Consider the following 25752-nt stretch of genomic DNA (forward strand, 5'->3'; position numbering starts at 1 on the left):
GGGGGGGGGCCCCCCGCCGGCGCTCCCCCCCCCCCCCCCGCGGCGGCGGGGCGCCGGGCGGGCGCGCGGGGGGGGGCGGCCGGGGGGGGGGGGCCCCCCCCCCCCCGCCGAAGTTCCGCACGGGGATCAACAGCGCGATCAGCGTGAGGGCGAGGGCGCCGATGACGATGCCCGTACCCATCACGTGTCGCGATGCGACCGACATGCTGCCGACGGTGGACCGGCGGATTGACGGCACTGCGCCTCCTTGCTGCCTGGACCGGGAGCGCGCCTGCGGCTCTCGGTCTCCGGGTGGCAAGGGACGCTAGTACCCGCCGGGGCACCTCTTTCGAAGCCCCATCACGAATGGACAAACATCCGGGTGGCGGCCCGGAGGGCTGCTATGGGGGCGGGACCAACGGGGTGGATTTCCCCGTCAGTTGTCCGGATACCGCCTGGTTCATGAGGTGCGCGGAGGCCGAACCCCGCCCCTACTTCCCGGCCCGCCGCACGGTGACGCGGGCCGGGCGGCCCGTCACCGGCTCCCGCCCCGGACCGGTCCGGCTCCCCCGCAGCGGGGTCAGCAGCCCCGAGGCGGCGATCAGCAGGCACAGCGCCCCGGCGGCCAGGCTCACCGGCGGGACCCCGTGGCGGCCGGCCAGCCACATGAGCAGCGCGGCCCCCGCCGGGCCCGAGGCGTTGTGCACCGTCCAGAACGCGGAGGTGACCCGCCCCAGCAGGTGGTCGGGGGTGACCTCCTGGCGCAGGGTCATGGAACAGACACCGCCCACGGTCAGCCCGAACATGAGGAAGGTCGCCGTCACGGCGATCACCGGCAGACTGCGGCTGACCCCCATCACCGCCACCGACACCCCGATCAGGGCCGTCGCGCCCAGCCAGCAGGTGCCGAAGCCGAGGGTCCGCCGGAGCCGTCCCGCGGCGAGGGCGGCCGCGACGACGCCGATGCCGCTCACGGCGATCACGTAGCCGACCGTGGACGCGTCCCGGCCGAGTTCGACCTGGACGCGGTAGATCAGCAGGTCGGTGGCGCCGAGGGTGACGAAGGTCAGCAGGGTGAGCAGGACGGTCAGCGGGCGCAGCAGGGCGTGCGCCCACAGGAAGCGGAAGCCCACCACGAACACCTCGCGCAGCTTCGTCTCCTCGGCCGGTCGCGCGGGCTCCTCGCTCCGGACGGCGAACCTGACCCCAGCCAGACTGACCGCCGAGACCAGGAAGGTGGCCCCGTCCAGGGCCAGCGCCCAGTCGGCACCCACCCCGACGATGAGGGCACCGGCCACGACCGGTCCGAGAATGGTTCCGAGGGCGAAGGTGCCCAGCAGCCGCCCGTTGGCGGTGCCCAGGTCGGCGGGATCCACCAGACCCGGCACGGCGGTCACGTACGCCACGTCGAAGAGCGTCTTCAGGAGCGCGACCAGCACGGTCAGCCCGTACAGCAGCCAGATCCCCGAGCCGCCGGCCGACCACAGCAGCGGTACGGAGCACAGCAGCACCGCCCGCGCGAGATCGCAGCCGATCATCAGCCGGCGGCGGTCCACCCGGTCCACCACGTGGCCCGCGAAGGTTCCCGCCGCGATGGCGACGGCCCCGCCGACGCCGGTGACCAGGCCCATCTGGAAGGCGGACCCGGTGGCCTGGAGGACCAGCAGCGGCAGCGCGAGCATCGAGACGGAGCCCCCGAGCACGGACAGTGCCTGACCGAGCCAGAAGACGGTGAAGTCCTTGTTTCCCCTGAGCGAGCTCATCCCAGCAGGGCGTAGACGGTGGAGGCCTTCGCGGCCGGTTCCGGCGCGCCGTCGGCGGTCATGGTGATGTCGGCGAAGGCCATCCGCTTGCCGAGTTTGGTGATCCGTACGTCGATCAGCACGTCGGCTCCGACCACCGGCCGCTGGAAGCTGGTGGACTGCTGGACGGTGGTCATCGGGCCGTACGCCCCGCGCGCGGCGGAGATCGCGATGACGGTGGCGGTGTCGGCGGCGGCCATGAGGGCCTGGCCGCTGAGGCCTCCGCCGTCGCGGGCGAGAGCGTCCGACCAGGGCAGCCGGAGCACGGCGTGCCGCTCGCCCGTCTCCTGGACGGTGAGCCCGAGAGCGAGCACCCAGGGGGCGAAGTTGTCGTTGAGGATCTTGTCGGCGTCTGCCGGTGTCAGTGTCACCGGGTGATTGTGGCGGCCCGGCACGGGCCGCCACAACATCCTTTCCTCAGAGCGAAGCGGCCAGCTCGGTGCCCTGGCGGATGGCCCGCTTGGCGTCGAGCTCGGCGGCCACGTCGGCTCCGCCGATCAGGTGCGCCTCGACCCCGGCCGCGAGCAGCGCCTCGTACAGGTCGCGGCGCGGCTCCTGGCCGGTGCAGAGCACCACCGTGTCGGCGGGCACGAGGCGCTGCTCGCCGTCCACCGTGACGTGCAGCCCCTCGGCGTCGATGCGGTCGTACGCGGCTCCCGCGACCGAGACGACGCCGCGGTGCTTGAGCTCGGCGCGGTGGATCCAGCCGGTGGTGGTGCCGAGGCCGGCTCCGACCTTGGTGGTCTTGCGCTGGAGCAGGTGGACCTGGCGCGGCGGGACCGGGCGTTCGGGGGCCGCGAGGCCGCCGGGGCCGGTGTAGGCGGTGTCGACGCCCCAGTGGCGGAAGTAGACGGCGGGGTCCTGGGAGGCGCCTTCGCCGCTGTCGGTGAGGTACTCGGCGACGTCGAAGCCGATGCCGCCGGCGCCGAGGACCGCGACGCGCTCGCCGACGGGGGCTCCGTCGCGCAGGACGTCGAGGTAGCTGACGACGTTGGGTCCGTCGACGCCCTCGATGTCGGGGGTGCGGGGGGTGACTCCGGTGGCGACGACGACCTCGTCGTAGCCGCGCAGGGTCTCCACGTCGGCGCGGGTGTCCAGCTTGACCTCGACCGCGCGCTCGGCGAGCTGGGTGCCGAAGTAGCGGATGGTCTCCTCGAACTCCTCCTTGCCCGGGATGCGGCGGGCGATGTCGAGCTGGCCGCCGATGTGGCCGGAGGCCTCGAAGAGGGTGACGGCGTGGCCGCGCTCGGCGGCGGAGACGGCGCAGGCGAGGCCGGCCGGGCCGGCGCCGACGACGGCGACGCGCTTCTTCAACTGCGTCGGAGACAGGACGAGTTCGGTCTCGTGGCAGGCGCGCGGGTTGACCAGGCAGCTGGTGATCTTGCCGCTGAAGGTGTGGTCGAGGCAGGCCTGGTTGCAGCCGATGCAGGTGTTGATGGTCTCGGACCGGCCGGCGGCGGCCTTGGCGACGAAGTCGGCGTCGGCGAGGAAGGGGCGGGCCAGCGACACCAGGTCGGCGCGACCGTCGGCCAGCAACTCCTCGGCGATCTCCGGGGTGTTGATGCGGTTGCTGGTGACGAGGGGGACGGAGACCGAGCCCATCAGACGCTTGGTGACCCAGGTGTAGGCGCCGCGCGGTACGGAGGTGGCGATGGTGGGGATGCGCGCCTCGTGCCAGCCGATGCCGGTGTTGATGATGGTGGCGCCGGCCGCCTCGATCTCCTTGGCGAGGTGGACGACCTCGTCGAGGGTGGAGCCGCCGGGGATCAGGTCGAGCATCGAGAGGCGGTAGATGAGGATGAAGTCCTCGCCGACGGCCGCGCGGGTGCGCCGGACGATCTCCAGCGGGAAGCGCACGCGGTTCTCGTAGGCACCGCCCCAGCGGTCGGTGCGCCTGTTCGTGGCGGCGGCGATGAACTCGTTGACCAGGTAGCCCTCGGAGCCCATGATCTCGACGCCGTCGTAGCCGGCGAGCTTGGCGAGGCGGGCGGCGCGGACGAAGTCCTCGATCGTGCGCTCGACGTCGGCGTCGGAGAGCGCGTTCGGGACGAAGGGGCTGATGGGGGCCTGCAGGGCGCTGGGGGCGACCAGGTCCTTGTGGTAGGCGTAGCGGCCGAAGTGCAGGATCTGCATCGCGATCTTGCCGCCCTCGGCGTGCACGGCCTCGGTGATCACCCGGTGCTCCGCGGCCTCGTCCTCGGTGGTGAGGCGGGCGCCTCCCTCGAAGGGGCGGCCGGCGTCGTTCGGGGCGATGCCGCCCGTGACGATCAGGCCGGCGCCGCCACGGGCGCGCTCGGCGTAGAAGGCGGCGAGGCGCTCGAAGCCGCGCTCGTGCTCTTCGAGGCCGGTGTGCATCGAGCCCATGATCACGCGGTTCGGCAGGGTGGTGAAGCCGAGGTCCAGGGGGCTCAGCAGGTGCGGGTACCGGCTCTGGGAACTCATGGGGGGCGCCTCCTCGCGCGGGGGTGATGACCCTGTTCTAGCTGAGCGGGCGCTTATTTTGCAACTAGGTGCAAAATAGCGCCAAGGGGCTCCGGCGGCCGTATCCGCAGGTCACGGGCCCTGTACGCCCAGGCCTGTGGCGGAGCTCACGACCCGTGGACCCCGAAGACCGGGCGCGTCCGTTCCGTCCGGCGGCGCCTGACGGAACCGCCGGACTCCCGCCGCGACGCCCCGTACGGCGACGGCCTATACGGCGACGGCCTCCACGAGGGACGGCGGCGCCGGGGTCGGCAGGATCCGCTCGACCCGGAAGCCCGCCCGCGCCAGCAGGGCGTCGAGCTCAGCGGCGGTGCGCTCCCGGCCCCTCAGGAGCATCAGCATGACGATGTCCATCTCCACCCCCGGGTGCGGGGCGCTGGCCTCCGGCAGGACCATGTCCACCACGAGGAGCCGGGCGCCGGCGGTCGCCGCCCGGCGGACCGAGCCGAGGATGCGCAGCGCGTCCTCGTCGTCCCAGTCGTGAAGGATGTGCTTGAGCACGTAGAAATCGCCCCCAGTGGGCACGGTGGCGAAGAAGTCGCCGCCCTCGATCTCGTAGCGGCCCGCCAGCCCCGGTCCGTTCAGGACGTGTCCGGCCACCGTGGCCGGCTGGCCGAAGAGCACCCCCGTCAGGGTGGGGTCGCGGGTCAGGAACGCCCGCAGCAGGCCCCCGCGCCCGCCGGCCACGTCGACCACCCGCGAGCCGGGCGGGAAGGCGTACCCCTGCGCGACGAGTCCGTCGACCGGACCGGAGAGCGTCGCCATCGCGGTGTCGAAGGTCGCGCGGTCCTCGGGGGACTTGGCGAGGTGGTCGAAGAAGGCGGCGCCATGGGCCTCGGTGAAGCCGGGCTGTCCGGTGCGCAGGGTGTCCGTGAGCCCGTCGGCCGAGCGGCGGAGCATCGGGTCGGTCATCAGCAGCACGGACGGGTGCCGCGAGCCCGGCAGGTCGGTGCGCAGCCCCTGTCCCTCCTCGGTGAGCCGGAACGCTCCGCGTTCGTCCTCCCGGAAGAGCCCCCGGACGGCGAGCAGGCGCAGGATCCGGTGGAGCGAGGGGCCGTGGGTGGCGGTGCGGGCGGCGAGCTCCGCGGCCGTGCGGGGGCCTTCGGCGAGGTGGTCGGCTATCCGGTGGACGGCCACGGCCCGCAGCGCGGCGGAGTGGATGTGGCCGTACATGGCGTCGTGCAGCGGGGACGGAGCGAAGAGGTCGGTCGGCTCGATCGGCTCACCGGTGGCACTGGGCACGGTTCCACTCCCGAGGTCAGGGGACACCTACCCCTCCATGCTCGCCCACCCGTCCCGCCTTCCGAGGGCGTTCCCTGCCCGGTCCGCCCCGTCAAGGGCGAATTCGGGGCGCGGGCGTGCGGCGGCCCGGCGCCCGCCGCGCCCGTGAACCGCTGCCGCGCCGCGGACGTGTGGGGGAAGGCGGCGGAGCCCCGGCCCGGATGACCGGCCCGGGGCCCCGCGGGAGAGGCGGTTCAGGAGCGGTGGAGACGGATCGTGAGGATCTGGAACGGGCGGAGGGTGAGGGCGACCGCGCCGTCCGGGGCGGGCGCGCCCACGGCCGCGCCCTCCAGGGGGCGTTCGAGGAGGTCGCTCTCGACCGCCGCCGACAGCGGGAAGCCCGCCGTCAGCGTCGCGTTCGCGCGGCCGCCGCGGGATTCGTAGAGGCGGACGACGACGTCGCCGCCGCGGTCCTCGGCGAGCTTGACCGATTCCACGACCACCGCGTCGTTGTCCACCGCCACCAGCGGGGTCACCGGACCCGCCCCGCGCAGCACGCGCTCGGGCAGGTTCAGCGCGTGTCCCTCCCGGACCGCGTCGGCGACGGCCGCGCCCGGGGCGAGCGAGAAGCGAAGGGTGTGCGCGCCCTGGTCGGTCTCCGGGTCGGGGTAGCGCGGGGCCCGCAGCAGGGAGAGCCGGACCGTGGTGGTCTGCCCGCCGTCGGCGCGCATGGCGCGGGTCACGTCGTGCCCGTACGTGGAGTCGTTGAGGACGGCGACGCCCCAGCCCGGCTCTTCCACGTGGATCCAGCGGTGGGCGCAGATCTCGAACTTGGCCGCCTCCCAGGACGTGTTGGTGTGCGTCGCCCGGAACACGTGCCCGAACTGCGTTTCCGATGCGGACCGTTCGGCCTTGACGTCGAGGGGGAAGGCCGCCTTCAGGAACTTCTCCGTCTCGTGCCAGTCCACGTCCGTGACGATGTCCACCGTCTTGGCCCCGGCCCGCAGCGTGAGCGACTGGACGACCGCGGACGAGCCGAACGACCGGGCGACCCGTACCGTCGCCGACGGGGCCCCGGCCTCGGTGACCTCCAGCGCGTCCACCCCGACGAGGTCGGTGACCTTGTTGCGGTAGAACGCGTCGATGTCCCAGGCGTCCCACATGTTCGGGAAGTCGGGGTGGATCTGGAGCAGGTTCGCGGCGGCTCCCGGCGCGACCGACTCCCGTCCGGCCTCCAGGTCGTACACGGACACGATCAGGCCGCGGCCGTCGATCTCCACGCGCAGGCGCCCGTTGGCGAGGACCTTCCCGCCTCCGCGGCGCTCCTCCACCGTGACGGGCCGCCCGGCGGTCTGCGGCCGGCCCGCTCCGCCGGCCGGGACTCCGCGCCGGGCGTGCGGGGCACAGTTGAAGACGAGCTCCTCCTCGCCCGGGCCCGCCAGGGCGGTCTGCGCCGCGCGGGTGAGCGCCCGCAGTTCCTCCCGTACGCGTCCGTACGTCGCGCGCGCCTCGCGGTGCACCCAGGCGATGGAGGAGCCGGGAAGGATGTCGTGGAACTGGTGGAGCAGCACGGTCTTCCAGATCCGCTCCAGGTCCTCGTACGGGTACGCGTACCCGGGGGCCCTCACCGCGGCGGTGGACGCCCACAGTTCGGTCTCGCGCAGCAGCGATTCGCTGCGCCGGTTGCCCTGCTTGGTCTTGGCCTGGGAGGTGTACGTACCGCGGTGCAGCTCCAGGTAGAGCTCGCCGGCCCAGACGGGCGCGTCCCCGTACTCGGCGTGCGCCTTCTCGAAGAACGCGTCGGGGCGCTCGATCTCCACGCGCGGGGAGCCCTCGAGGTCCCGCTGCCGCTTGGCGCGCGCCAGTTGCTCGCGCGTCGGGCCACCGCCGCCGTCACCCCACCCGAAGGGGGCCAGCGAGCGCGAACCCCGGCCCTTCTCCTGGTAGTTGCGGGCCGCGTGCGCCAGCTGGGCGCCGCCGAGGTCCGAGTTGTAGGTGTCGACGGGCGGGAAGTGCGTGAACACGCGGGTGCCGTCGATGCCCTCCCACCAGAAGGTGTGGTGGGGGAACTTGTTGACCTGCGACCAGGAGATCTTCTGGGTCAGGAACCACGTGGAGCCGGAGAGCTTGACGATCTGCGGCATCGCGGCCGTGTAGCCGAAGGAGTCGGGCAGCCAGACGTTCTTGGTCTCGATGCCGAACTCGTCGAGGAAGAACTTCTTGCCGTACAGGAACTGGCGGGCCATGGCCTCGCCGCCGACCATGTTGGTGTCGGACTCCACCCACATGCCGCCGACCGGCACGAACTGCCCGTCCGCGATCTTCTTCTTGACCCGCTCGAAGAGCTCGGGCCGGTAGGTCTTGATCCAGTCGAGCTGTTGCGCCTGCGACATCGCGAAGACGAACTCGGGATGCCCGTCCATCAGGCCCAGCACGTTGGAGGCGGTGCGCGCGACCTTGCGCACGGTCTCGCGCAGCGGCCACAGCCACGCCGAGTCGATGTGGGCGTGCCCGATCGCGCTGATCCGGTGCGCGGAGGCGGCGGCGGGGGCGGCGAGCGCCCCGGCGAGCTCGGCGCGGGCGGCGGCCGCCGTGCCGGGTACGTCGGCCAGGTCCACCGCGTCGAGGGCGCGGTCGACGGCGCGCAGGATCTCGTAGCGCCGGGCGTCGCCCTCGTCGAGCTGCACCATCAGGTCGTGGAGGACTTCGAGATCCTGGACGAGTTCCCATACCTCGGTCTCGAAGACGGTCAGGTCCATCCGGGCGAGCCGGTAGAGGGGGTGGTCCCCGCTGGTCTGCCGGTCGCCCTCGTACGTGACCGCGTGGTCGATCAGGACGGGGTTCGAGGCGCCCTCGACGTACCACTCGACGCGCTCGCCGCCGGCCGCGCGGTCGGCGACGCGCACCCAGTCGTTGTACGGGTTCAGCGCCTTGACCTCGGTTCCGTCGGCCCGGTGGACGAGGCCCTCGCACTGGAACCCGGGCATCATCCGGTCGAAGCCGAGGTCGAGGACGGCCTCCACCGTGCGGCCGGCCCAGTCGGCGGGGACGGTGCCGGTGAGCTTGAACCAGGTGGTGCCCCAGGCCGGGCCCCACGCGTCACCGACGGCGCAGGGGCCGTACGGGGCGGAAAGCCCCTCGGCGACGGGGACGGGCTCGCCGGGGGCCTCCCAGCGCTCCACGGTCAGCGGGACCGAGCGCGCGTGGACGGCGGGCTTGATGCGCTCCTTGAGGACGCGGCGGAGGCGGTGTTCGGTGATGCTGCGGTCGTCGTGCATGACGGCTGCTCCAGGTTGGGGGTGGTGCGAGCGAATCGTGCGGGTGGACGGACGGACGGGGGAAGCCGCAGGGGGCGCGGGTCAGGTCTTGACGGCTCCCTCGCCGACGCCCTTGAAGAAGAAGCGCTGGAGGGCGAAGAAGAGGAGCACGATCGGGATCAGCGCCGTCATCGCCCCCGCGGCGATGATCCGCTGGTCGCTGACGGTGGTGGCGCCGGCCAGGGTCTTGAGGCCGAGTTGCAGGGTGTAGTGGTCGCTGTCGGTCAGCACCAGCAGGGGCCAGAGGAAGTCGTCCCAGGCGCCCATGAAACTGGTGATGCAGACGACGGCCAGGGCCCCCTTGGCGGCGGGGAGGAAGACCCGGGTGAAGCGGGTCCACTCGTTGGCGCCGTCGATGACCGCGGCCTCCTCGACCTCCCTGGGTACGGAGAGGAAGGCCGATCGCAAGACCATGATGTTGAGGACGGAGACCGCGCCGGGCAACCAGACGCCGATGAGGGTGTCGACCAGGCCCATCTCGCGGACCGTGAGGAACATCGAGATCATCACGGACTCGAAGGGGAACATCAGCGTCGCCACCAGGACGGTGAAGACGGCCTTGCGGCCCTTCCAGGCGGCGCGGGAGAGGGCGTAGCCGCCCATGGCCGCGAACAGCATGTTCGAGGTGACGGCGAGGAGCGCCACCGTCAGGGTGTTGCCGACGTACTGGAACAGTGGGAACGATTCGGCGACCCGGACGTAGTTGTCGAGGGTGGGCCGCGAGGGCAGGACCCCGTCGTACACGTTCTCGGTGCGGCCGCGGATCGAGGTCAGGAACTGCCAGACGATCGGCCCGATCATGATCACGAGCATCAGGAGGAGCGTGGCGTACCGGGCGGCGAGGCCGGTCCAGTGGCGCCGGGCGTCGGCTCCCACGCGCCGGCCCGCCGTTTTCCCGGGGGCGGGGAGGGCGCTCACCCTTCGTCTCCCTTCGACAGACGGCGGCCCAGCAGGCTGAAGACCAGCGTCAGGAGGAACAGCAGGATGGAGAGGGCGGCCGCGTAGCCGGTCTCGCCGGCGAAGCCGAGACCGACCTGCCGGATGAGGAAGGGCAGGGTGCGGGCTCCGCCGCCGGGGCCGCCGCTCTCGCCGCCGAGGATGTAGATCTCGGTGAAGACGCGGAGCGCGGAGATCGCGGAGAGGGTGCCGACGAGCAGCATCATCGGCTTCACCTGGGGGACGGTGATGCTGAAGAAGCGGCGGACGGGACCGGCGCCGTCGAGCGCGGCGGCCTCGTAGAGGGAGGGGGAGACGTTCCCGAGGGCCGCCAGGTAGAAGACCATGTAGTAGCCGAGGCCCTTCCACACGGTGACGATCATGGCGGAGACCAGCAGCATGCCGCTGTCGGTCAGGAACGGGATCGGTTCGGAGATGACGCTGAGCTCGATGAACAGCCTGTTGACCAGCCCGTCACTGCGCAGGACCCACTGCCAGATGAGGCCGACGACCACGGCCGAGGCGATCACCGGGGTGTAGAACGCCGACCGGAAGAAGCCGATGCCGGGGACCTCGGTCCGCACGAGGACCGCGAGGGCCAGGGGCAGGAACACCAGGCACGGGACGACGACCACGAGGTAGAGCACGCTGTTGCCGGTCGCGACCCAGAAGTCCGGGTCGGCGAACGCGCGGGTGTAGTTGTCGAAGCCGACGAAGCCGCCGCCGCGCAGGATCTGCGCGTCGGTGAAGGAGAGGATCACGGTGTTGACGAACGGCCAGAGGCTGAACGCCGTCACCATCACCAGGCCCGGTGCGAGGAAGAGGTACGGGGTCCACCACGTGCGGTGGCGCAGTCCCGTCTCGGCCTCCATGGCCCGCCTGGCCGCCTTGGCCGCCTTGCCCTCCGGGGCCGACGTCACTTCCGCGCCGCCTTGGCGAGCAGCTCGTTCGCCTCCTCCTGCGCCCTCCTCACCGCCGTCTTGGCGTCCTGCTCGCCCGTGATGGCCTTCTGCACCTCGCGCACGACCGCGTCGCCGACCTGATTGGTCCACTGGACAGGGGTGTTGGCGTCGAGGTCCGCGGTCTTCAACTGCTCGGCGCCGACGGCCCGGGCCAGCGTCTCCGCGTCCGTGCCGTCGCCCTTGTCCGCGAAGTACGGGTCGGCCAGTCCGGTGGCGTTCGACGGGTAGATGGTGGCCTTCTTCGAGAACGCCACCTGGTTGGGGCCGTTGGTGACCCATCGGGCGAACTCGGCCGCCGCGTCCATGTGCCGGGTGTCCTTCCTGATGCCGAGCGACTGGGCGTAGATGCCGATGTGGCCGAGCTTTCCGGTGACGGCGTTCGCGACCCGCGTCTGGGCGTAGACCTGCGGGGCGTTCTGCTTGATGTCCCTCACGAAGCCCGGCGAGCCGGGGCCGAAGACGATCTTCCCGCCACCGTAGAGCTGGTTGATGTCGGCCGACGTGAGCAGAGACTCCTTGGGCATGGCGCCCTTGTCGTACAGGTCCTTCATCCGCTCGACCCAGCCGACGGCCTCGGCCGTGTCGAAGGTGAACCGGTCCCGCTTCTCGTTCAGGACCGGTATGCCCATCTTCTGCCAGTCTCCGGGCAGCCGGCCCTTGGGGTCGGCCATGAACGCGGCGTACCGGCCACCGGAGGTGGCGGCGATCCGCTCGGCGTAGTCGAAGAACTGCTCGATGCTCGTCGGCGGCTTCGCCGGATCGAGACCGGCCTTCTCGAAGAGCTCCTTGCTGTACGTGAGGATCTCCGGGGTCACGTACCAGGGGTACGCGTACACGCCGTCGCCCTTGCCGGGCAGCTTGAACTGCTGCCACGCGCCCGGGACGTACTCCTTGGCCGCCTCGGGATCGAGCGTGGCCACGTCGGCGAGCATGCCCCGGTCGCCGAGGAGCTGGAAGGAGTCGGTGGAGAGGTTGACCACGTCGGGCAGGGCCCCGGCCTGGGCGTCGGCGACGAGCTTCTCGTTGTAGCCGTCGCCCGGCACGTCCTCCCACTTCACCTCCACGTCGGGGTAGCGCTCCTCGAAGGAGTCGATGACGCCCTGCACGTACGAGGTGAACACGGGCTTCAGCTGAAGGGTGCGGAAGGTGATCCGGCCGGCCACCTTCCCCGTCCTCTCCCCCTCCTTCACGTCCCCCGTGCCTCCGCTCACGCCGCATGCGGAGGCTGCGAGGAACGTGGCGGCCACGAGTGTGGCCATGGCCGAACGGGTCGCGGTCTTTCGGGTCATCGTCGCCGCCTTCAGGGGGAGTTCCGGCCTCGTCGCCGGAGCACTGCGCCCAAACTGGCCCGAAATCAAGTCGCCGTCAATACGACCAAAGCCCAGGCCGCCGGACACCCGTAAGTACCGATTTCCCACAGGAGCGCGGAGGACCGTCCGAAATACCCTCCCTGACCCGGCGCTGAACTGCACTGATGCGCTTTAGTACACAATACGTTTGGCGGAATATCGATGAGGCAACGAACCTCCCTTGCCTTCCAACTTCCGCGTTCTTATGATCCGTTGCACGGCGCGGCACGGTGCGGGCACTAATGCGCTTTACCTCGCACCCGCGCATCGGCTCCGCCGCTCACGGCGAGCCCCCGTCGCGCTGCCCTCGCGGAGCGCCCGGCCGTCGGCGGGTCCGTCCGTGCGGGGGGGGGCGGGTCCAGCCGGTTCCGGTACCGGATGGTGGGCGCGATCTCGGCCGGGGTAGATTCGGCGGCTCGGCGTGTAGCTCAGCAGCCAGAGCACCGACCTGCACAGTCGGAGGGCGCAGGGGCAGGACCTGCCACGCCGGCGATGAACGGGAACAACCGCATGACGCGACCGGCTTGGGTCGACTTCCACCTGGGCCACAGCCGGCCACGGCCCTACGAGCGGGACGCCGCCCTGCTGGCCGGCGTGCCGCCGACCCGGCGCGCCCTGTTCGTGCACGGTCTCACGGGGCCCGGGCTCGCAGCGCTCTGGTCCCTCCTCGAGAGCGGCCGTTACGAACTCCACGCTCCCCAGGAGGCCGCGCTGCTGTGCGTGGCGTGGCTGTTGCGGTCCGGCGACCTGGAGACCGCAGCCGAACTCGCCTTGCTCCTGGACCCGTTCGCGGACCTCCAGCCGTTCACCCCGCGCCCCGGGGCCACCGGGTCCGCCGACTCCGGGATCACGGGCTCCGCGCGCGAGGCGGCCCGGCTGCTCGCGCGGCAACGGCAGAACCCGGCCGTCGCCGCGCAGCGCGAGGCGCTGACCGTGTGGCGGCCCTTCGAGGACGAGTTGCTCGCGTACTGGCTGCGGGCGCACGCGCGCGCCGCCCACGCCCCGCGCGCGGAGGCCGCCGCCCTCATGACGCGGTACGAGGCCCTCGCCGCGGCCCACCCCCTGACCGGCCGGCACCGCTACCCGAAGTCGAACGCGTCGGTCTTGCTGCGGGCACTGGCCGAACGGGCCGACGGCCGCGAACTGCCGCCCCCGCTGGCCGGGTCGCTCCGGCACGCCGTCACCTCGATGGTCGCCAAACGCGGCCGGCCCGGCTCCCCCGAGCACACCCGGCTGCGCCAGGAACAGGTACGCCAGGCCGCCGTCCTGCGCGGCCCGTTCGCGCCCGTCCCCGACCGGTCGAGGATCCCCCACCCCGTCGGCCGGGCCGACGCGGCCGCCCCCACCGACCCGGCCGACCTGGCCGGCCCCACCGACCCGGCCCACCCGGCCGGCCCGTCGGCCCCGGACACCGCGCTGCCCCGGGCCGACGCGCTCGTCGACCTCGCGGCCGCCGAAGAGGCGCGGGCCGCATGGGAGACTGGGCTGTCCGGCGTCCGCCTGCCGCAGTCCGCCGGAGCCGCCCTCGCCCGGGCGTACCACCCGGAGGTCACCGACCCCGCGCTGCGGATCCTGCTGGCGAAGCTGTACCAGGGCGGCGCCCGCTACTGCTCCCACCTGTGGAATTTCGCCGGCCTCGCGGAGCTCCCCTGGATCCGCGCGGTGGCGGGACCGCCCTCACGCGATCCCGGGGCGCTCGCCTTCGCCCTGCGACAGCTGGCCACCGTGACGACGGAAGCCTCCTGCGCCTCCGTCACCGATCCGAGCCTGCCGCTCGTCCGCGGACTGTCCGCGCTGGCCCACGAGGCCGGGGTCCCGGCCTCGTTCGCGGCGGAGCCCTTCGCCGACCGGGACACCGGGGGCGTGAGCCAGGACGTCCTGCCCGCCGCGCGCGTGGCCGCCGAGCTGCTGCGCGGGACGCCGTACGCGCGCTACTACGGCATCGACTACGCCGCGGTCCGCGCCCTGGCCGACGCCGACGACCGGCAGGGCTTCGCCGCCCTGTGCGTCGCGCGCGCCGGCCGCGCGGCACCGGGCACCCCGTTCACCCGGCACGGGAACTCCCCGGAACTCGCCGTCGAGCCCGCCGTGATCGAAGAGGTCCGGGTCCTGACGGCCTTCAACCTGGCCGCGCTGGTCCACCAGATCGGCGTCGTCCCGGGTCCCGACGCCGCGGCCCTCGCCCGGTCCGCGTTCACCGCCGCGCGCCGCCGCGCCGCCACCCCCGCCAGGACGGCCCGCGCCTGGCGGCACCTGCTGTTCCACCTCTCGTTCTGCGCCCCGGACCAACAGGCCTCCGTCCTCGACTGGATCGACTCCGAGACCGCCCGCCTCCCCCGCGGCACGGCCGGCCGGCTCGCCCCCCTGATCGCGAGGCTCCGTACGGCGATGGCGGGCGGGGCCGTCGGCGACTGATCGCCACCGCGACCCAGGGAACCGCTACCCGGAGCACCGCGACCCGGCCGCCCGGCGCCCGGATCGGACGGCGCCGGACCGGACTGCGCCCGGACGGGGGCGGCCCGTGCCGTTCTCCGAAGTCTCCGGTCCGCGCGAGGATCGTCGTTCGAGGTCGGACCGGGTGGTTCGGGTATACAGGATGAGAACGATCATTCGGACGAACCGTGAGGAAACACCGTGAGCCAGAACACCGAGCCTCTGATCGTCGTCGGCGTCGACGGTTCGAACCACTCCAAGCAGGCCCTGCGCTGGGCGGTCGCCCAGGCCAAGGCCGTCGACGGCCGGGTGCACGCCGTCATGGGCTGGGAGTGGAACACCAACCCCTTCGGCGTGAGCCCGTCCGAACAGAACGAGCTCGTCCACGCCGAGGACGCGGCCCGGCAGAAGCTCGCCGACACCGTGGCCGAGGCGGTCGGCACCTCGCCGGGCGTACCGGTCTTCCGCCGGGTGGAGCAGGGCTCGCCCGCGCAGGTACTGGTGGACGCCTCGAAGGAAGCGGAGCTGACGGTCGTCGGCACCCGCGGCTACGGCGGCATCAAGGGCGCGTTGCTCGGGTCGGTGAGCCAGCAGGTGGTCCAGTACGCGGCCAGCACGGTCGTCGTGGTCCGCGAGGACGCCTCCGCCTGACCGCCGCCCCGGACCGCTCCCAGCGGATGCCGGGGGAACGTGGACGGCGGACGGCGGACGGCGGAGAGCGCGGGCCGGATGGCGGAAGGGAGGGCGGAGGGCGGAGGGCGCGTGCCGGATCCCGACGCCGCGCCGGATCAGGCCCCCGGGCCCACGCCCGGGCCCGCGCCCAGGTCCGCCGGGTCGGTGTTCGCGCCGCACAGCACCACCGCGACCCGCTCCCCCAGCGGGCGCGCGGCGACGCGTACCGCCGCCAGCGCGGTGGCGGCTCCGGCCTCGACGACGATGCGGTGCTCCTCCCACAGCGCGCGCCGGGCCGCGACGATCGCCGCGTCCGGGACCAGGACCGACTCCGCGTTCTCCTGCCGCACCGCCGCCAGGGCGTCCGCCGAGACCCGGGTCGCCCCGAGCGAGTCGGCGGCCACCGAGTCCACGGGGACGTCCACGGGCCGGCCCGCTTCGAGGGCCGCGCTCAGAGCGCGGCAGCGCTCCGGCTCGACCGCGACGACCCGTACGCCGTGCTCCCGCGCGGCGGTGGCGACGCCGGCGAACAGCCCGCCGCCGCCGACGGCGACGACGACGGTGTCGAGGCCGGGCAGGGCGCCGCGGATCTCGTCGAGCAGGGTTCCGGCGCCCGCCGCGATGAGCGGATGGTCGTACGCGTGGCTGCTCAGCGCCCCGCTCCCGGCGGCGAACTCCCGGCAGGCGGCGAGCGCCTCGGCGTACCGCTCGCCGACGAGCCGTACGTCCGCCCCGTAGCCCCGCAGCCGCTCCACCTTCACGCGCGGGGCGGTGGCCGGCAGGAACACGGTGGCGCGCACGGATGCGGCGCGGGCCGCCCAGGCGCAGGCGAGGCCGGCGTTGCCGCCGGAGGCGATGGTGACCCCGGCGTCCGGCAGGGTGCCCGCATCGCGGTGGGCGGCCAGGAAGTTGCGGGCGCCGCGGGCCTTGAAGGAGCCGGTGTGCTGGAGGTACTCCAGCGCGTACGAGATCCCCTCGCCCGCGGGTATCACCGAGACGGGCCGCACCGCCCCGGCGATCCGGCCGGCGGCGGCCCGCACGGCGGCGTAGTCGAGCTGCTGTTCCATGAACTCACCCTCTTGTCAGTGGAACGGACCGGACCCGGTCCGATGTGAACCGCCCCGCGGGCCCGCCCTCCCGAGCCGGACCGGAACCGACCCGGCGTCAGGAACCGTCCCGGCGTCAGGAACCGGCGGGCCGGGCCGCTTCGATCAGCTGGCGCAGGGCGCCGTAGTACACCTCGTGGTCGGTCAGGGAGGGCAGCACCTCGGCCAGCCCGCCCGCGAGCACGGGGAACTCGGCGGGGTCCAGGGCCGCCAGCGCCCCGCGCGAGGCGGCGGTGGCACCGGCCGGATCCCGGTGGTCGACGAACGCGGCGCTGCCGAGCGTCAGCAGGTACATCCGGCGGTAGACGGTCATGGCTTCGCCCGGGGTCATCCCGGCGGCGACGCTGTCGGCGAGCGCGGGCTCGACGAGCCGGGCCAGCAGCTGGCGTCCGAGCCAGGGGCGGCCGCCCCGCAGGATCAGCAGCCCGGGGTGGGCCGCGAGCAGCCGGTAGAGGGCGGTGAACCGCTGCTCGGTGGCCTCGGCCCAGCCGGTTCCGGCGGGGATCCCGGGCAGCTGGGCGGCGAGGTGCTCGGTGCAGAGGTCGAGCAGGCCCGCGAGGTCGGCGCAGCGGCGCTGGACGGTGGCGTGCGAGACCTCGAGCCGGTCGGCGAGGGCGCGGAAGCTGAGCGCGGCGGGCCCCTGCTCGTCGAGGATCCGCAGAGCAGCGGCGGCGATCGCCTCGGGGGTGGCCCGGTCCAGGGCGGCTGATCTTCGGGGCATGAGATACACCGTATCATCCAGCGTCACAGCCACTGGCACGTACGCCGTACCGCACGACGGGTCAACCCCAACGTGTGACACCGACTACGCCCATATTGCTGGTCATTGGGCAATAACAGTCGCCTTGTGTTGACAGCGGGTAGTCACACCGCTGCACTGAGCCCTCGACAGCCCCCACGTCAAGGAGACTCCGTGCCGCCTCGCCTGCGTGCGTCGCTCCCCTGTCTGACCGCGGCCGCCGTGCTCGCCCTCGCGCTCTCCCCCGCCCCCGTGGCGGCCGAGCCCAAGGCGACCTCGGACACTCCGCTCGCGCTCACGCCGCCCATGGGGTGGAACAACTGGGCGCACTACATGTGCGACATCGACGAGGCCAAGGTCGTGGCGAACGCGGACGCGCTCGTCTCCACCGGTCTCGCCGCCAAGGGCTACGACACGGTCACCGTCGACGACTGCTGGATGACCAAGAGCCGGGACACGGACGGGAATCTCGTCGTCGACACGGCGAAGTTCCCGCACGGCATGGCCTGGCTCGGCGAGTACCTGCACGCGCGGAAGCTGAAGTTCGGCATCTACGAGGACGCCGGACACCTCACCTGCGAGCGCTACCCGGGCAGCGGTTCCCCCGAGGGCGGCGGGCCGGACCACTACGCGCGCGACGCCCGGCAGTTCGCCTCCTGGGCCGTCGACTACGTCAAGATGGACGGCTGCAACCTGTGGGTGCCCGAGGGCTCCACCAAGGAGCAGGCCTACCGCGACGCCTACAACTCCGTCGCCAGGGCGCTGCGCGACAGCGGCCGGGACATGGTCCTGTCCGCCTCCGCGCCCGCCTACTTCCAGCAGGGCGAATGGGGCGGCTCCGACTGGCACAAGGTGCTCGGCTGGGTCGGCGAGACCGGCCAGCTGTGGCGCGAGGGCCGGGACATCAAGGTGTACAAGCCGGCCGCGCCGGACACCTCGCGGTGGAGCTCGGTCCTGGGCAACTACGGCTACAACCGCTGGCTGGGCCGGTACGCGGGCCCCGGCAACTGGAACGACCCCGACTTCCTGATCGCGGGCGCCCCCGGTCTCACCGCCGCGGAGAGCCGCAGCCAGGTCGGGCTGTGGGCCATGATGGCCGCCCCGTTCATCCTGTCCTCGCAGGTGTCCGAGCTGAGCCCGGCCGGGCTCGCCGCCCTCGGCAACACCGATCTGATCGCTCTGGACCAGGACCCGATGGGCCGCCAGGGCACGGTGGTCTCCTCCAACGCCACCTTCGACATCCTGGTGCGGCCGCTCGCCGACGGGGACCGCGCCGTGGCCGTCCTCAACCGGTCCGGCAACTCCCGCGAGGTCCGGGTGCCGCTCGACGAGATCGGGCTGCCCTCCTGCACGGTCGACGCGAAGGACCTGTGGAGCGGGCAGGCCCGCGAGGTCTCCGACGCGCTGACCGGGACGGTGGCCGCCCACGACACGGCCGTCTGGCGGCTCGCCCCGCGCGGCGGCTGCGCCCGGACGCTGCCCACCGGGCAGATCACCGGCCAGGGGCCCCGCCAGGGCGCCGCCTGCGCCGACGGGGCGAGCACCACCGGGGTCGGCGCCGTGGTGATGGGCGCCTGCACGGGAGCGCCCGACCAGCGCTGGACCCTGCACCGCGACGGCAGCCTGCGGCTGGCGGGAGAATGCCTGTCCGCGGGCGCGGACGGCCGGGTGGAACTGGCCGACTGCTCCTCCGGCCACCGCCGCGCGCCGGGGCAGAGCTGGACGCACCGCCGCGACGGCGCACTGGTCGAGGACGCCGGAGGGCTCTGCCTGACGGCCCCCGCCTCCGCGGCCGCCCCCGCCGAACCGGGCGTCCCGGCCGAGCGGCTGCGGCTGACCGCCTGCGGCGAACACCGGGTCGACCAGGCCTGGTCCCTCCCGGCCTGACGGCCCGCGCGCATGAGGAAGCAGATCGCGGCCGAGCCGACGAGGGCTGCCGAGCCGACGGACACCGCCCGGCGGCCGCGTGCCGCCGAGCCACCCGCCCCGACCGAGACGAGGACGCGCATGCCGGGCCGGAACCCACGAAGCGGCCGGGCCGGGCGGATGCGCCGCCGGGCCACCCTGGCCGCGCTGCCCGCGGCCCTGCTGACCCTGGCGGTCGCCGGGGCCTCCCCCGGGGCGGCCGCCCGCGCCGTCCGGCCCCCCGCCGGATCCGCCGCCCCGGTCACCGTCCGGGCCGGAGCGCCCCGGGAACCGGCACGGGACGTACGGGACCCCGCGCGGACGGCGCCCCGCCCGCGCACCTTCGACGCCGCCCCGGCACGGGCCGCACTGGAACGGCTGCTGCCGCGGCACGCGGCGCAGTTCACGCTGCTGCCCGACGCCGGCACCGGCGCCGACACCTTCACCGTGTCCGGAACCGCCGGCGCGATCACCGTCCGGGGCTCCACCGGAGCCACCCTGCTCACCGGGGTCGGCTGGTACCTCCAGCACGTCGCCGGAGCCGACATCGGCTGGCCGGGCGACAGCATCGGCATGCTGCCCGCCCGGCTGCCCGCCGTGCCCGCGCCGGTCACCCGCAGCGCGCAGGTACGGCACCGGTACGCGCTGAACGACACCGACGACGGGTACGCGGGCCCGTACCGCACCTTCGAGCAGCACCAGCGCCAGATCGACCTGCTCGCCCTGCACGGCATCAACGAGGTGTTCGTCCAGGTCGGCGCCGAGTACGCGTACTACCGGGCGCTCCAGCGCTTCGGCTACACCGCCGCGGAGCTGCGGGAGTGGATCCCCGGCCCCGGCCACCAGAGCTGGTGGCTGCTGCAGAACCTGAGCGGATTCGGCGGTCCGGTCACCGAGCGGCTGATGAGCGAGCGTGCCGAGCTGGGCGGACGGATCGCCGAGCAGCTGCGCGGCCTGGGCATGACCCCGGTGCTGCCGGGCTACTTCGGGACCGTGCCGCCGTCCTTCGCCGCACGCAACCCGGGCGCGAGGACGGTGCCGCAGGGCGACTGGGCGGGCTTCGACCGGCCCGACTGGCTGGACCCGGTCTCCCCGGTCTTCGCCGAGCTGGCCGCCGCCTTCTACGCCGAACAGCGCTCGCTGTTCGGGGACAGCACCATGTACCGGATGAGCCCGCTGCACGAGGGCGGCCAGACCGGCTCGGTGGACGTGAAGGAGGCCGCCGGGGCGGTGCAGCAGGCCCTGTGGGCGGCCCATCCCGGTGCGCTGTGGGCGGTGCTGGGATGGCAGGACGATCCGACGAAGGAGCTGCTGGCCGGGGTGGACACCTCGAAGCTGCTGATCCTGGACGGGCTGTCGGACCGGTACAACCGCCTGGACCGCGAGACCCGTTGGGGCGGCGCCCCGTACGCGCTCGGCACGATCTACAACTTCGGCGGGCACACGACGATCGGCGCGAACACCTCCGTGTGGCTCGAGCGGTTCACGTCCTGGCGGGGCAAGAGCGCCAGCGCGCTGACCGGCATCGCCTATCTGCCGGAGGCCACGGGGACCAACCCGGCGGCCTTCGACCTGTTCACCGACCTGGCGTGGGAGCCGGGCCCGGTCGACCAGCGGAAGTGGTTCGCCGACTTCGCGGGCCGGCGGTACGGGCGCCCGGACACCGAGGCCTCGGCGGCGTGGGAGGAGCTGCGCAAGGGCCCGTACAGCACCTCCTCGGGACTGTGGTCGGAGTCCCAGGACAGCCTGTTCACGGCCCGGCCGAGCCTGACGGCGACGGGGGCGGCCTACTGGAGCCCCAAGTCGATGCGCTATCCCGCCGGTTCGGTACGCCGGGCGCTGGACCACCTGCTCAAGGTGGATCCGCGTCTGCGCGGCTCCAGCGCCTACCGCTTCGACCTGGTGGACACCGCCCGGCAGGCGCTCGCCAACCACGCGCGGGTGCTGCTGCCGCGCGTCAAGACGGCCTACGAGGCCGGGAACCTGGCCCTGTTCCGCGAACTGACCGCCGAATGGGCCGATCGTGAGCGGCAGTTGGACGAACTCGTCGGATCCGACCCGAACTTCCTACTCGGCACCTGGCTGTCGGCGGCCCGCTCGCACGGCGCGGACCGGGCCGAGCAGGACCGGTACGAGTACGACGCCCGCTCGATCCTGAGCGTGTGGGGCCGGCAGAGCACCAGCGAGGGCGGCTTCCTGCACGACTACGCGAACCGCGAATGGGGCGGCCTGGTCGGCGAGTTGTACGCACGGCGCTGGTCGGCCTACTTCACCTCGCTGGAGGAGGCGCTGGTGCGCCGGGCCGCGCCGAAGGCGATCGACTGGCATGCCTTCGAGGAGGGCTGGGCACGGCTCACCACCCGCCATCCGGACCGGCCCCGTGGCGATCCGTACGACCTGGCGGCCGCCGTCGCGGCCACCCTTCCCCAGGCCGGATGACCTGCGCCACGCCCCCGGCGGAGAGCGGGTCATGATGTGATCTTCACCCTCAGGCGGGAATCTCCCCACTCCCCCGAGGGAGCCGCGAGCCGTCCTCCGGCCGGAGGAGCGGAGCGCTCGGTTCACTGTCGGAAATCGATCAAGGGCGGCCGGCGGAGCGATCCGGCGGCCGCTCCTTCCGACGCCGGGAGCGCCCGCCATGTCCCAGACCGACCTGTCCCGGTCCGACAGGCCCGAGACCGACAGGCCCGAGAGCAACAGGTCCCAGACCGACGCGGAGGACCGGCCCTCCGCGACGCTGGAGCTGCTGACGCTCCTCGCCGCCGGAGCCGCCGGAGCCGCCGGGGCGGCCGGTCCCGGACGCGCCGCCCCCGACCGGTTAGCCCGGCCCACGGCGGACCGGGCGCCGGACGGCCCGCGCCGGTCCGACCTGCGGGAGCGGCTCACCGACGGGGTGGTGGAACTGCGCAAGCGCGGGGAGAGCGCCACCCGCCGGGCGGCCGCGCCGGGCGCACCCGCCGCGCCGGGCACCCCGGGCACCTCGGGCCCATCCGGCCCATCCGGCTCATCCGGCGCAACGGGTTCATCCGGTGCGGAGCACTACCTGGAGGCCATGGCCCGGCGGGCCGCGGAGCGGGCCGGCCGCCCTCGCGCCTGACCGCGCCACCGCCTCACCGCCCCCCGCGGAGTCACACTGGAACCCACACGGCTGAACGGCGGCTCCTGCGACGGGCGGTGATCCCGAGATGTCCGGTACGAAAGCGGACCCGGGGCGGCCGCGGCCGTACGCGCTCGGCGCCGTCAGCGGGCTGGTCGCCGCCTTCGCCGGACTGGCGGTGGCGGAGCTGGCCGCGGTGGCCGTACGGCCCGAGGCCTCCCCCGTCACCGCCGTCGGCGGGGCCGTGGTGGACCGCACCCCGGCCGCCCTCAAGGAATGGGCGATCCGCCAGTTCGGCACGGCCGACAAGCTGGTCCTGACCCTCGGGATCGTCCTCCTCCTGGCCTGCGTCGCGATGGCGGCCGGGCTGCTCGCCGTACGGCACCGGCCGGCGGGGATCGCGCTCGCGGCGGCCTTCGGCGTGGCCGGCGCGGCGGCCGCGCTCAGCCGGCCGGAAGCCGGCTTCAAGGACGCGCTGCCCTCGCTCGCGGGCGGCCTGGCGGCCGCCGTGGTCCTGAACCTGCTGGTCACGGCGGTGCGACGGCCCGACCCCCGGCCCGGTGCCGAGGGCCTGGACCGGCGCCGCTTCGGCCGCCTCGCCCTCGCCGTCGTGGCCCTGTCGGCCGGGGCCGGGTACGCCGGGCGCCGGCTCGGGGCCTTCGGATCGGCGGGAGCCACCGCCTCCCGGGCGGACCTCGTCCTGCCCCGGCCCGCCGCGCCCGCGCCGCCGCTGCCGGCCGGCGCGGACCTGCGGATTCCCGGGCTCTCCCGCTTCGTCACCCCGAACGCGGACTTCTACCGCGTGGACACCGCCCTGGTCGTCCCGCGCGTGGACGCGGACTCCTGGCGGCTGCTCATCCACGGCGACGGAGTGGACGCGCCCCTCACCCTCGGCCTGCGGGAGCTGCTCGCCCGCCCGCTGGTCGAGCACGACATCACCCTCACCTGCGTGTCCAACGAGGTCGGCGGCCCGTACGCGGGCAACGCCCGCTGGCTCGGCGTGCGCCTCGCCGACCTGCTGCGCGAGGCGGGGGTCCGCCCGCCCTCGCAGGGCGGTCCGGCCGACCAGCTGGTGGCGCGTTCGGTGGACGGGATGACCCTCGGCACCCCCGTCGAGACCGTGCTGGACGGCCGCGAGGCGCTGCTGGCCGTCGGGATGAACGGCGAGCCGCTCCCCTTCCAGCACGGCTTCCCCGTACGGATGGTCGTGCCGGGCCTGTACGGCTACGTCTCCGCGTGCAAGTGGCTGAGCGAGCTGCGGCTCACCACCTTCGACGCGTACGACGCGTACTGGGTGCGCCGGTCGTGGGCCCCGCGGGCACCGGTCAAGACCCAGTCGCGCATCGACACCCCGCGCTCCGGCGCCGGGCTCGCGCCCGGCCGGGTGGCGGTCGCCGGGGTGGCCTGGGCGCAGCACCGGGGCATCGCCCGGGTCGAGGTACGGGTGGACGCGGGCCGGTGGCGGGAGGCCCGGCTCGGGGAGGCCGACGGGAACGACACCTGGCGCCAGTGGGTGTGGCCGTGGGAGGCGACGCCTGGGCGGCACGTCCTGGAGGTCCGCGCCACCGACGGCACGGGCGCCGTGCAGACGGGGGAACGTGCGGCGACCGTCCCCGACGGGGCGACCGGCTGGCACGCGGTGTCCGTGTCGGTCTCGGGGCGGTAGCCCGGAGCGGGACGGGCCCGGACGCCCGGACGGCCGGACGGCCCGGACGGCCGGACGGCCCGGACGGCCGGACGGCCCGGACGGCCGGACGGCCCGGGCCCGCGGCGCGGCGCTTCCGGGCCGGGGCGGGATCCTTGCGGCCTCGGAAGCAGCTGGGCCGCGGGCCTGCCGTGCGGGCGGCCGCGGGCCGCGTCAGGCGGCCGGGACCTCGGCGGGGCAGACCATGGCGCCCGGGCCGGCCAGGGCGCGGGCCCGGTGGAGGAGCGCCGGCGGGGTGGCGGCGCTGAGGGTCCAGACGACGGCGCCGCCGGCGGGCGGCTGCGGCACGCCGGCGAACCGCTCCGGCAGTTCGGCCTCGGCGGTCGCCTCGTACGGCAGGTGCAGGGTCTCGTAGCGCACCGGGGCGGTGTCCACCGGCCGGATCCCGATCCGGGCGCGCGCGCCGGCGGTGTCCTCCGGATCCGCGTCGACGGCGGCGTCCACGTCGATGAGGAGCTCGGTGAAGCCGCGTCCGCCCGGCTCGCCGGGGCCCCGCGCGTGCGCGTTGCCCGGGTACACCGCGAAGGCGCCCGCGCCCGGGACCAGACGGTGGTGGACGTGGCCGAGCGCCCAGTAGTCGTACCCGGCGCGCTCCAGCGTCGCGGGGGTGGTCGGCGCGCAGATCCGGCGGCTCCAGGCCCCGTGCAGGCTGGTGTGCAGGAGCCCTATGTTCACGGTGCCGGGGACCCGGCGCGGGTATCCGGCGGCGAGGTCGCGCCGCTCGTCGGGGTCCGCCACGGACCGGCCGTGCACGGTGACGCCGAGGCTCGGCCAGGACACCGATTCGGGGGCGTCGGCGCCGAACCAGTGCACGGACGGCGGGAGGTGCAGTTTGTGCGGGAGCGGGGTCTCCGCGTCGTGGTTGCCCGAGACCACCGCCGTGTACAGCCCGGCTTCGTGGAAGGCGCCGAGCGCGTCCTGGCAGGCGGCCAGCGCCCGGGCGTCGGCGTGGCGGCGGTCGAAGACGTCGCCGGCGACGAGCACCGCGTCGAAGCCGCCCTCGACGATGTGGCGCACGGCCGCGCGCAGGGCCTCGTACGGAGCCTCGCGCGGGTCTATGGCCGGCGCCCCGCGATGGTCGGCCAGCCCGCGGAGCACGGACCCTATGTGCAGGTCGGCCAGGTGGGCCACACGGACCGGGCCGGACGACGGGGCGGGAGCCGGAGCGGGCACCGGGCCGGGTGACACGGCGGGCGCCGGACCGGGTATCGGCCCTGTGGCGGGGACCTTCACCGGCCGAGGATGAGGTCGGTCTTGAAGGCGTCGCGCTCCAGCAGCCAGCCCTCGGCCCGCAACTTGCCCATCAGGTCGGAACGCAGCTCGACGGCTCCCCGCAGGGTGCGCGCCTTGGCGGTGATCTCGGTGAACCAGGCCAGCTCGCCGGTCGCGGTGCGCAGCCGGCTGACTTGTGTCTCCATCACGTGGTCGAGCATGCGGCCAGGATAGTTGGCCTGCCTCACGGGACCGTGGAGACGGGACGAAGCGGTGACCGACTCCGCCCAACCGGCCGGTTTCGCACCCCACTTGGCCAGCTTTCCGGGGAGCCGGTCCAGGACGAGGGCGCGCGACGCGTCCAGTCCGGGAAGCTCTCCGGGAGCCAGGCCCGGCACCGGGCGGCACTTCTTGTTGGTGAAGTCGAGGGTGGCGCGGGTGTGGCTGAGATTCACCTGGACGGTGTAGTTCGCGTCCCCGGCTCCGAAGTTGTGCAGGCTCGCCCGGTCCATGACCCGGCGCACGGCGGCCGGCTCCGCCCCGTCGCCCTCGATCTCGAAGCGGGCCTTGTAGGCGAGGCGGATCCGGTTCTCGTCGTCGTGACGCCGGATGCGGACGATCCAGCCCTGGCCGTTGAGGCTCTGCCCGGCGTCGTCCACGTACTGGGCGACCTCGACCCGGCCGGGCGCGCCGAGGGACAGTGCGGCGGCCGCCGCCGCCGTGGGCAGGCCCTCGGCGTCCAGCACGTGGTCCGGATCGAGCAGCAGCTTGACCTGGTAGGCCGCGCGCGCCGAAGCCACCGATGCCACCCGCACCCGCATTCCGGAATGAATCCG

The 25752-nt window shown here is 73.8% G+C and carries 18 protein-coding genes and 1 tRNA gene; 7 read left to right on the forward strand and 12 right to left on the reverse strand.

Going from position 1 to position 25752, the window contains the following annotated elements; translation table 11 throughout:
• Window positions 1–470: 470 nt before the first annotated feature.
• From ACWF9Z_RS27760 to ACWF9Z_RS27795, 8 genes are all read right to left on the reverse strand, one after another.
• Entirely contained in the window at window positions 471–1742 is a 1272-nt protein-coding gene (locus tag ACWF9Z_RS27760; RefSeq protein WP_453606257.1) for an MFS transporter, read from the reverse strand.
• On the reverse strand, window positions 1739–2152 hold the full coding sequence (locus ACWF9Z_RS27765; RefSeq protein WP_453606259.1) for a PaaI family thioesterase: 414 nt from the start codon (window positions 2150–2152) through the stop codon (window positions 1739–1741). Before ACWF9Z_RS27765 ends, ACWF9Z_RS27760 begins: the two co-directional genes overlap by 4 nt.
• A 46-nt stretch (window positions 2153–2198) precedes the next feature.
• Window positions 2199–4223, reverse strand: a complete 2025-nt coding sequence (locus tag ACWF9Z_RS27770) for an oxidoreductase (protein ID WP_453606261.1) — start codon at window positions 4221–4223, stop codon at window positions 2199–2201.
• A 246-nt stretch (window positions 4224–4469) separates the two neighbouring features.
• On the reverse strand, window positions 4470–5504 hold the full coding sequence (locus tag ACWF9Z_RS27775) for a methyltransferase (RefSeq protein WP_453606262.1): 1035 nt from the start codon (window positions 5502–5504) through the stop codon (window positions 4470–4472).
• Window positions 5505–5737: 233 nt separating this feature from the next.
• Window positions 5738–8761, reverse strand: coding sequence for an alpha-mannosidase (locus ACWF9Z_RS27780; protein WP_453606264.1), 3024 nt, complete (start codon window positions 8759–8761; stop codon window positions 5738–5740).
• A gap of 81 nt (window positions 8762–8842) precedes the next feature.
• Entirely contained in the window at window positions 8843–9718 is an 876-nt protein-coding gene (locus ACWF9Z_RS27785; protein ID WP_453606265.1) for a carbohydrate ABC transporter permease, read from the reverse strand.
• Window positions 9715–10608, reverse strand: coding sequence for a carbohydrate ABC transporter permease (locus ACWF9Z_RS27790; protein WP_453606329.1), 894 nt, complete (start codon window positions 10606–10608; stop codon window positions 9715–9717). The genes ACWF9Z_RS27785 and ACWF9Z_RS27790 overlap by 4 nt, the downstream gene beginning before the upstream one ends.
• 44 nt (window positions 10609–10652) lie before the next feature.
• Window positions 10653–11987: an ABC transporter substrate-binding protein gene (locus ACWF9Z_RS27795; protein WP_453606266.1), complete on the reverse strand. Its 1335-nt coding sequence runs from the start codon at window positions 11985–11987 to the stop codon at window positions 10653–10655.
• Between the two features lie 477 nt (window positions 11988–12464).
• Between ACWF9Z_RS27795 and ACWF9Z_RS27800 the strand changes: the two genes are divergently transcribed.
• From ACWF9Z_RS27800 to ACWF9Z_RS27810, 3 genes are all read left to right on the forward strand, one after another.
• A tRNA-Cys gene (locus ACWF9Z_RS27800) sits at window positions 12465–12537 on the forward strand.
• A gap of 20 nt (window positions 12538–12557) precedes the next feature.
• A complete protein-coding gene (locus ACWF9Z_RS27805) occupies window positions 12558–14462 on the forward strand; it encodes a hypothetical protein (RefSeq protein ID WP_453606267.1) in 1905 nt (634 codons plus the stop codon).
• A gap of 219 nt (window positions 14463–14681) precedes the next feature.
• Window positions 14682–15131: a universal stress protein gene (locus ACWF9Z_RS27810; protein ID WP_453606269.1), complete on the forward strand. Its 450-nt coding sequence runs from the start codon at window positions 14682–14684 to the stop codon at window positions 15129–15131.
• A 137-nt stretch (window positions 15132–15268) separates the two neighbouring features.
• Here the strand turns inward: ACWF9Z_RS27810 and ACWF9Z_RS27815 are convergent, their stop codons facing one another.
• Window positions 15269–16219, reverse strand: a complete 951-nt coding sequence (locus ACWF9Z_RS27815) for a serine/threonine dehydratase (RefSeq protein WP_453606271.1) — start codon at window positions 16217–16219, stop codon at window positions 15269–15271.
• Window positions 16220–16334: 115 nt separating this feature from the next.
• A complete protein-coding gene (locus ACWF9Z_RS27820; RefSeq protein WP_453606272.1) occupies window positions 16335–16979 on the reverse strand; it encodes a TetR/AcrR family transcriptional regulator C-terminal domain-containing protein in 645 nt (214 codons plus the stop codon).
• A 192-nt stretch (window positions 16980–17171) separates the two neighbouring features.
• Here ACWF9Z_RS27820 and ACWF9Z_RS27825 point away from each other — a divergent pair, with 192 nt between their 5' ends.
• From ACWF9Z_RS27825 to ACWF9Z_RS27840, 4 genes are all read left to right on the forward strand, one after another.
• Entirely contained in the window at window positions 17172–18884 is a 1713-nt protein-coding gene (locus tag ACWF9Z_RS27825; protein ID WP_453606273.1) for a ricin-type beta-trefoil lectin domain protein, read from the forward strand.
• 12 nt (window positions 18885–18896) lie between these two features.
• Entirely contained in the window at window positions 18897–21341 is a 2445-nt protein-coding gene (locus ACWF9Z_RS27830) for an alpha-N-acetylglucosaminidase TIM-barrel domain-containing protein (RefSeq protein WP_453606275.1), read from the forward strand.
• A 199-nt stretch (window positions 21342–21540) separates the two neighbouring features.
• On the forward strand, window positions 21541–21999 hold the full coding sequence (locus ACWF9Z_RS27835; protein ID WP_453606277.1) for a hypothetical protein: 459 nt from the start codon (window positions 21541–21543) through the stop codon (window positions 21997–21999).
• An 88-nt stretch (window positions 22000–22087) separates the two neighbouring features.
• Window positions 22088–23665, forward strand: a complete 1578-nt coding sequence (locus ACWF9Z_RS27840; protein ID WP_453606278.1) for a molybdopterin-dependent oxidoreductase — start codon at window positions 22088–22090, stop codon at window positions 23663–23665.
• A gap of 192 nt (window positions 23666–23857) precedes the next feature.
• Here the strand turns inward: ACWF9Z_RS27840 and ACWF9Z_RS27845 are convergent, their stop codons facing one another.
• Both ACWF9Z_RS27845 and ACWF9Z_RS27850 read right to left on the reverse strand, forming a co-directional pair.
• Window positions 23858–24937, reverse strand: coding sequence for a metallophosphoesterase family protein (locus tag ACWF9Z_RS27845; RefSeq protein ID WP_453606279.1), 1080 nt, complete (start codon window positions 24935–24937; stop codon window positions 23858–23860).
• Complete coding sequence (locus tag ACWF9Z_RS27850; protein ID WP_453606281.1) at window positions 24934–25716, reverse strand: hypothetical protein; 783 nt, start codon at window positions 25714–25716, stop codon at window positions 24934–24936. Before ACWF9Z_RS27850 ends, ACWF9Z_RS27845 begins: the two co-directional genes overlap by 4 nt.
• Window positions 25717–25752: the final 36 nt, after the last annotated feature.

This window comes from Streptomyces sp. NPDC054961 (assembly GCF_053609145.1).

What these genes read in the sequence shown, in the direction of transcription:
- ACWF9Z_RS27760 (WP_453606257.1), bottom strand. Translation starts at nt 1,742, where the DNA reads ATGAGCTCGCTCAGGGGAAACAAGGACTTCACCGTCTTCTGGCTCGGT.
- ACWF9Z_RS27770 (WP_453606261.1), bottom strand. Translation starts at nt 4,223, where the DNA reads ATGAGTTCCCAGAGCCGGTACCCGCACCTGCTGAGCCCCCTGGACCTC.
- ACWF9Z_RS27780 (WP_453606264.1), bottom strand. Translation starts at nt 8,761, where the DNA reads ATGCACGACGACCGCAGCATCACCGAACACCGCCTCCGCCGCGTCCTC.
- ACWF9Z_RS27790 (WP_453606329.1), bottom strand. Translation starts at nt 10,608, where the DNA reads ATGGAGGCCGAGACGGGACTGCGCCACCGCACGTGGTGGACCCCGTAC.
- ACWF9Z_RS27795 (WP_453606266.1), bottom strand. Translation starts at nt 11,987, where the DNA reads ATGACCCGAAAGACCGCGACCCGTTCGGCCATGGCCACACTCGTGGCC.
- ACWF9Z_RS27805 (WP_453606267.1), top strand. Translation starts at nt 12,558, where the DNA reads ATGACGCGACCGGCTTGGGTCGACTTCCACCTGGGCCACAGCCGGCCA.
- ACWF9Z_RS27815 (WP_453606271.1), bottom strand. Translation starts at nt 16,219, where the DNA reads ATGGAACAGCAGCTCGACTACGCCGCCGTGCGGGCCGCCGCCGGCCGG.
- ACWF9Z_RS27820 (WP_453606272.1), bottom strand. Translation starts at nt 16,979, where the DNA reads ATGCCCCGAAGATCAGCCGCCCTGGACCGGGCCACCCCCGAGGCGATC.
- ACWF9Z_RS27830 (WP_453606275.1), top strand. Translation starts at nt 18,897, where the DNA reads ATGAGGAAGCAGATCGCGGCCGAGCCGACGAGGGCTGCCGAGCCGACG.
- ACWF9Z_RS27835 (WP_453606277.1), top strand. Translation starts at nt 21,541, where the DNA reads ATGTCCCAGACCGACCTGTCCCGGTCCGACAGGCCCGAGACCGACAGG.
- ACWF9Z_RS27840 (WP_453606278.1), top strand. Translation starts at nt 22,088, where the DNA reads ATGTCCGGTACGAAAGCGGACCCGGGGCGGCCGCGGCCGTACGCGCTC.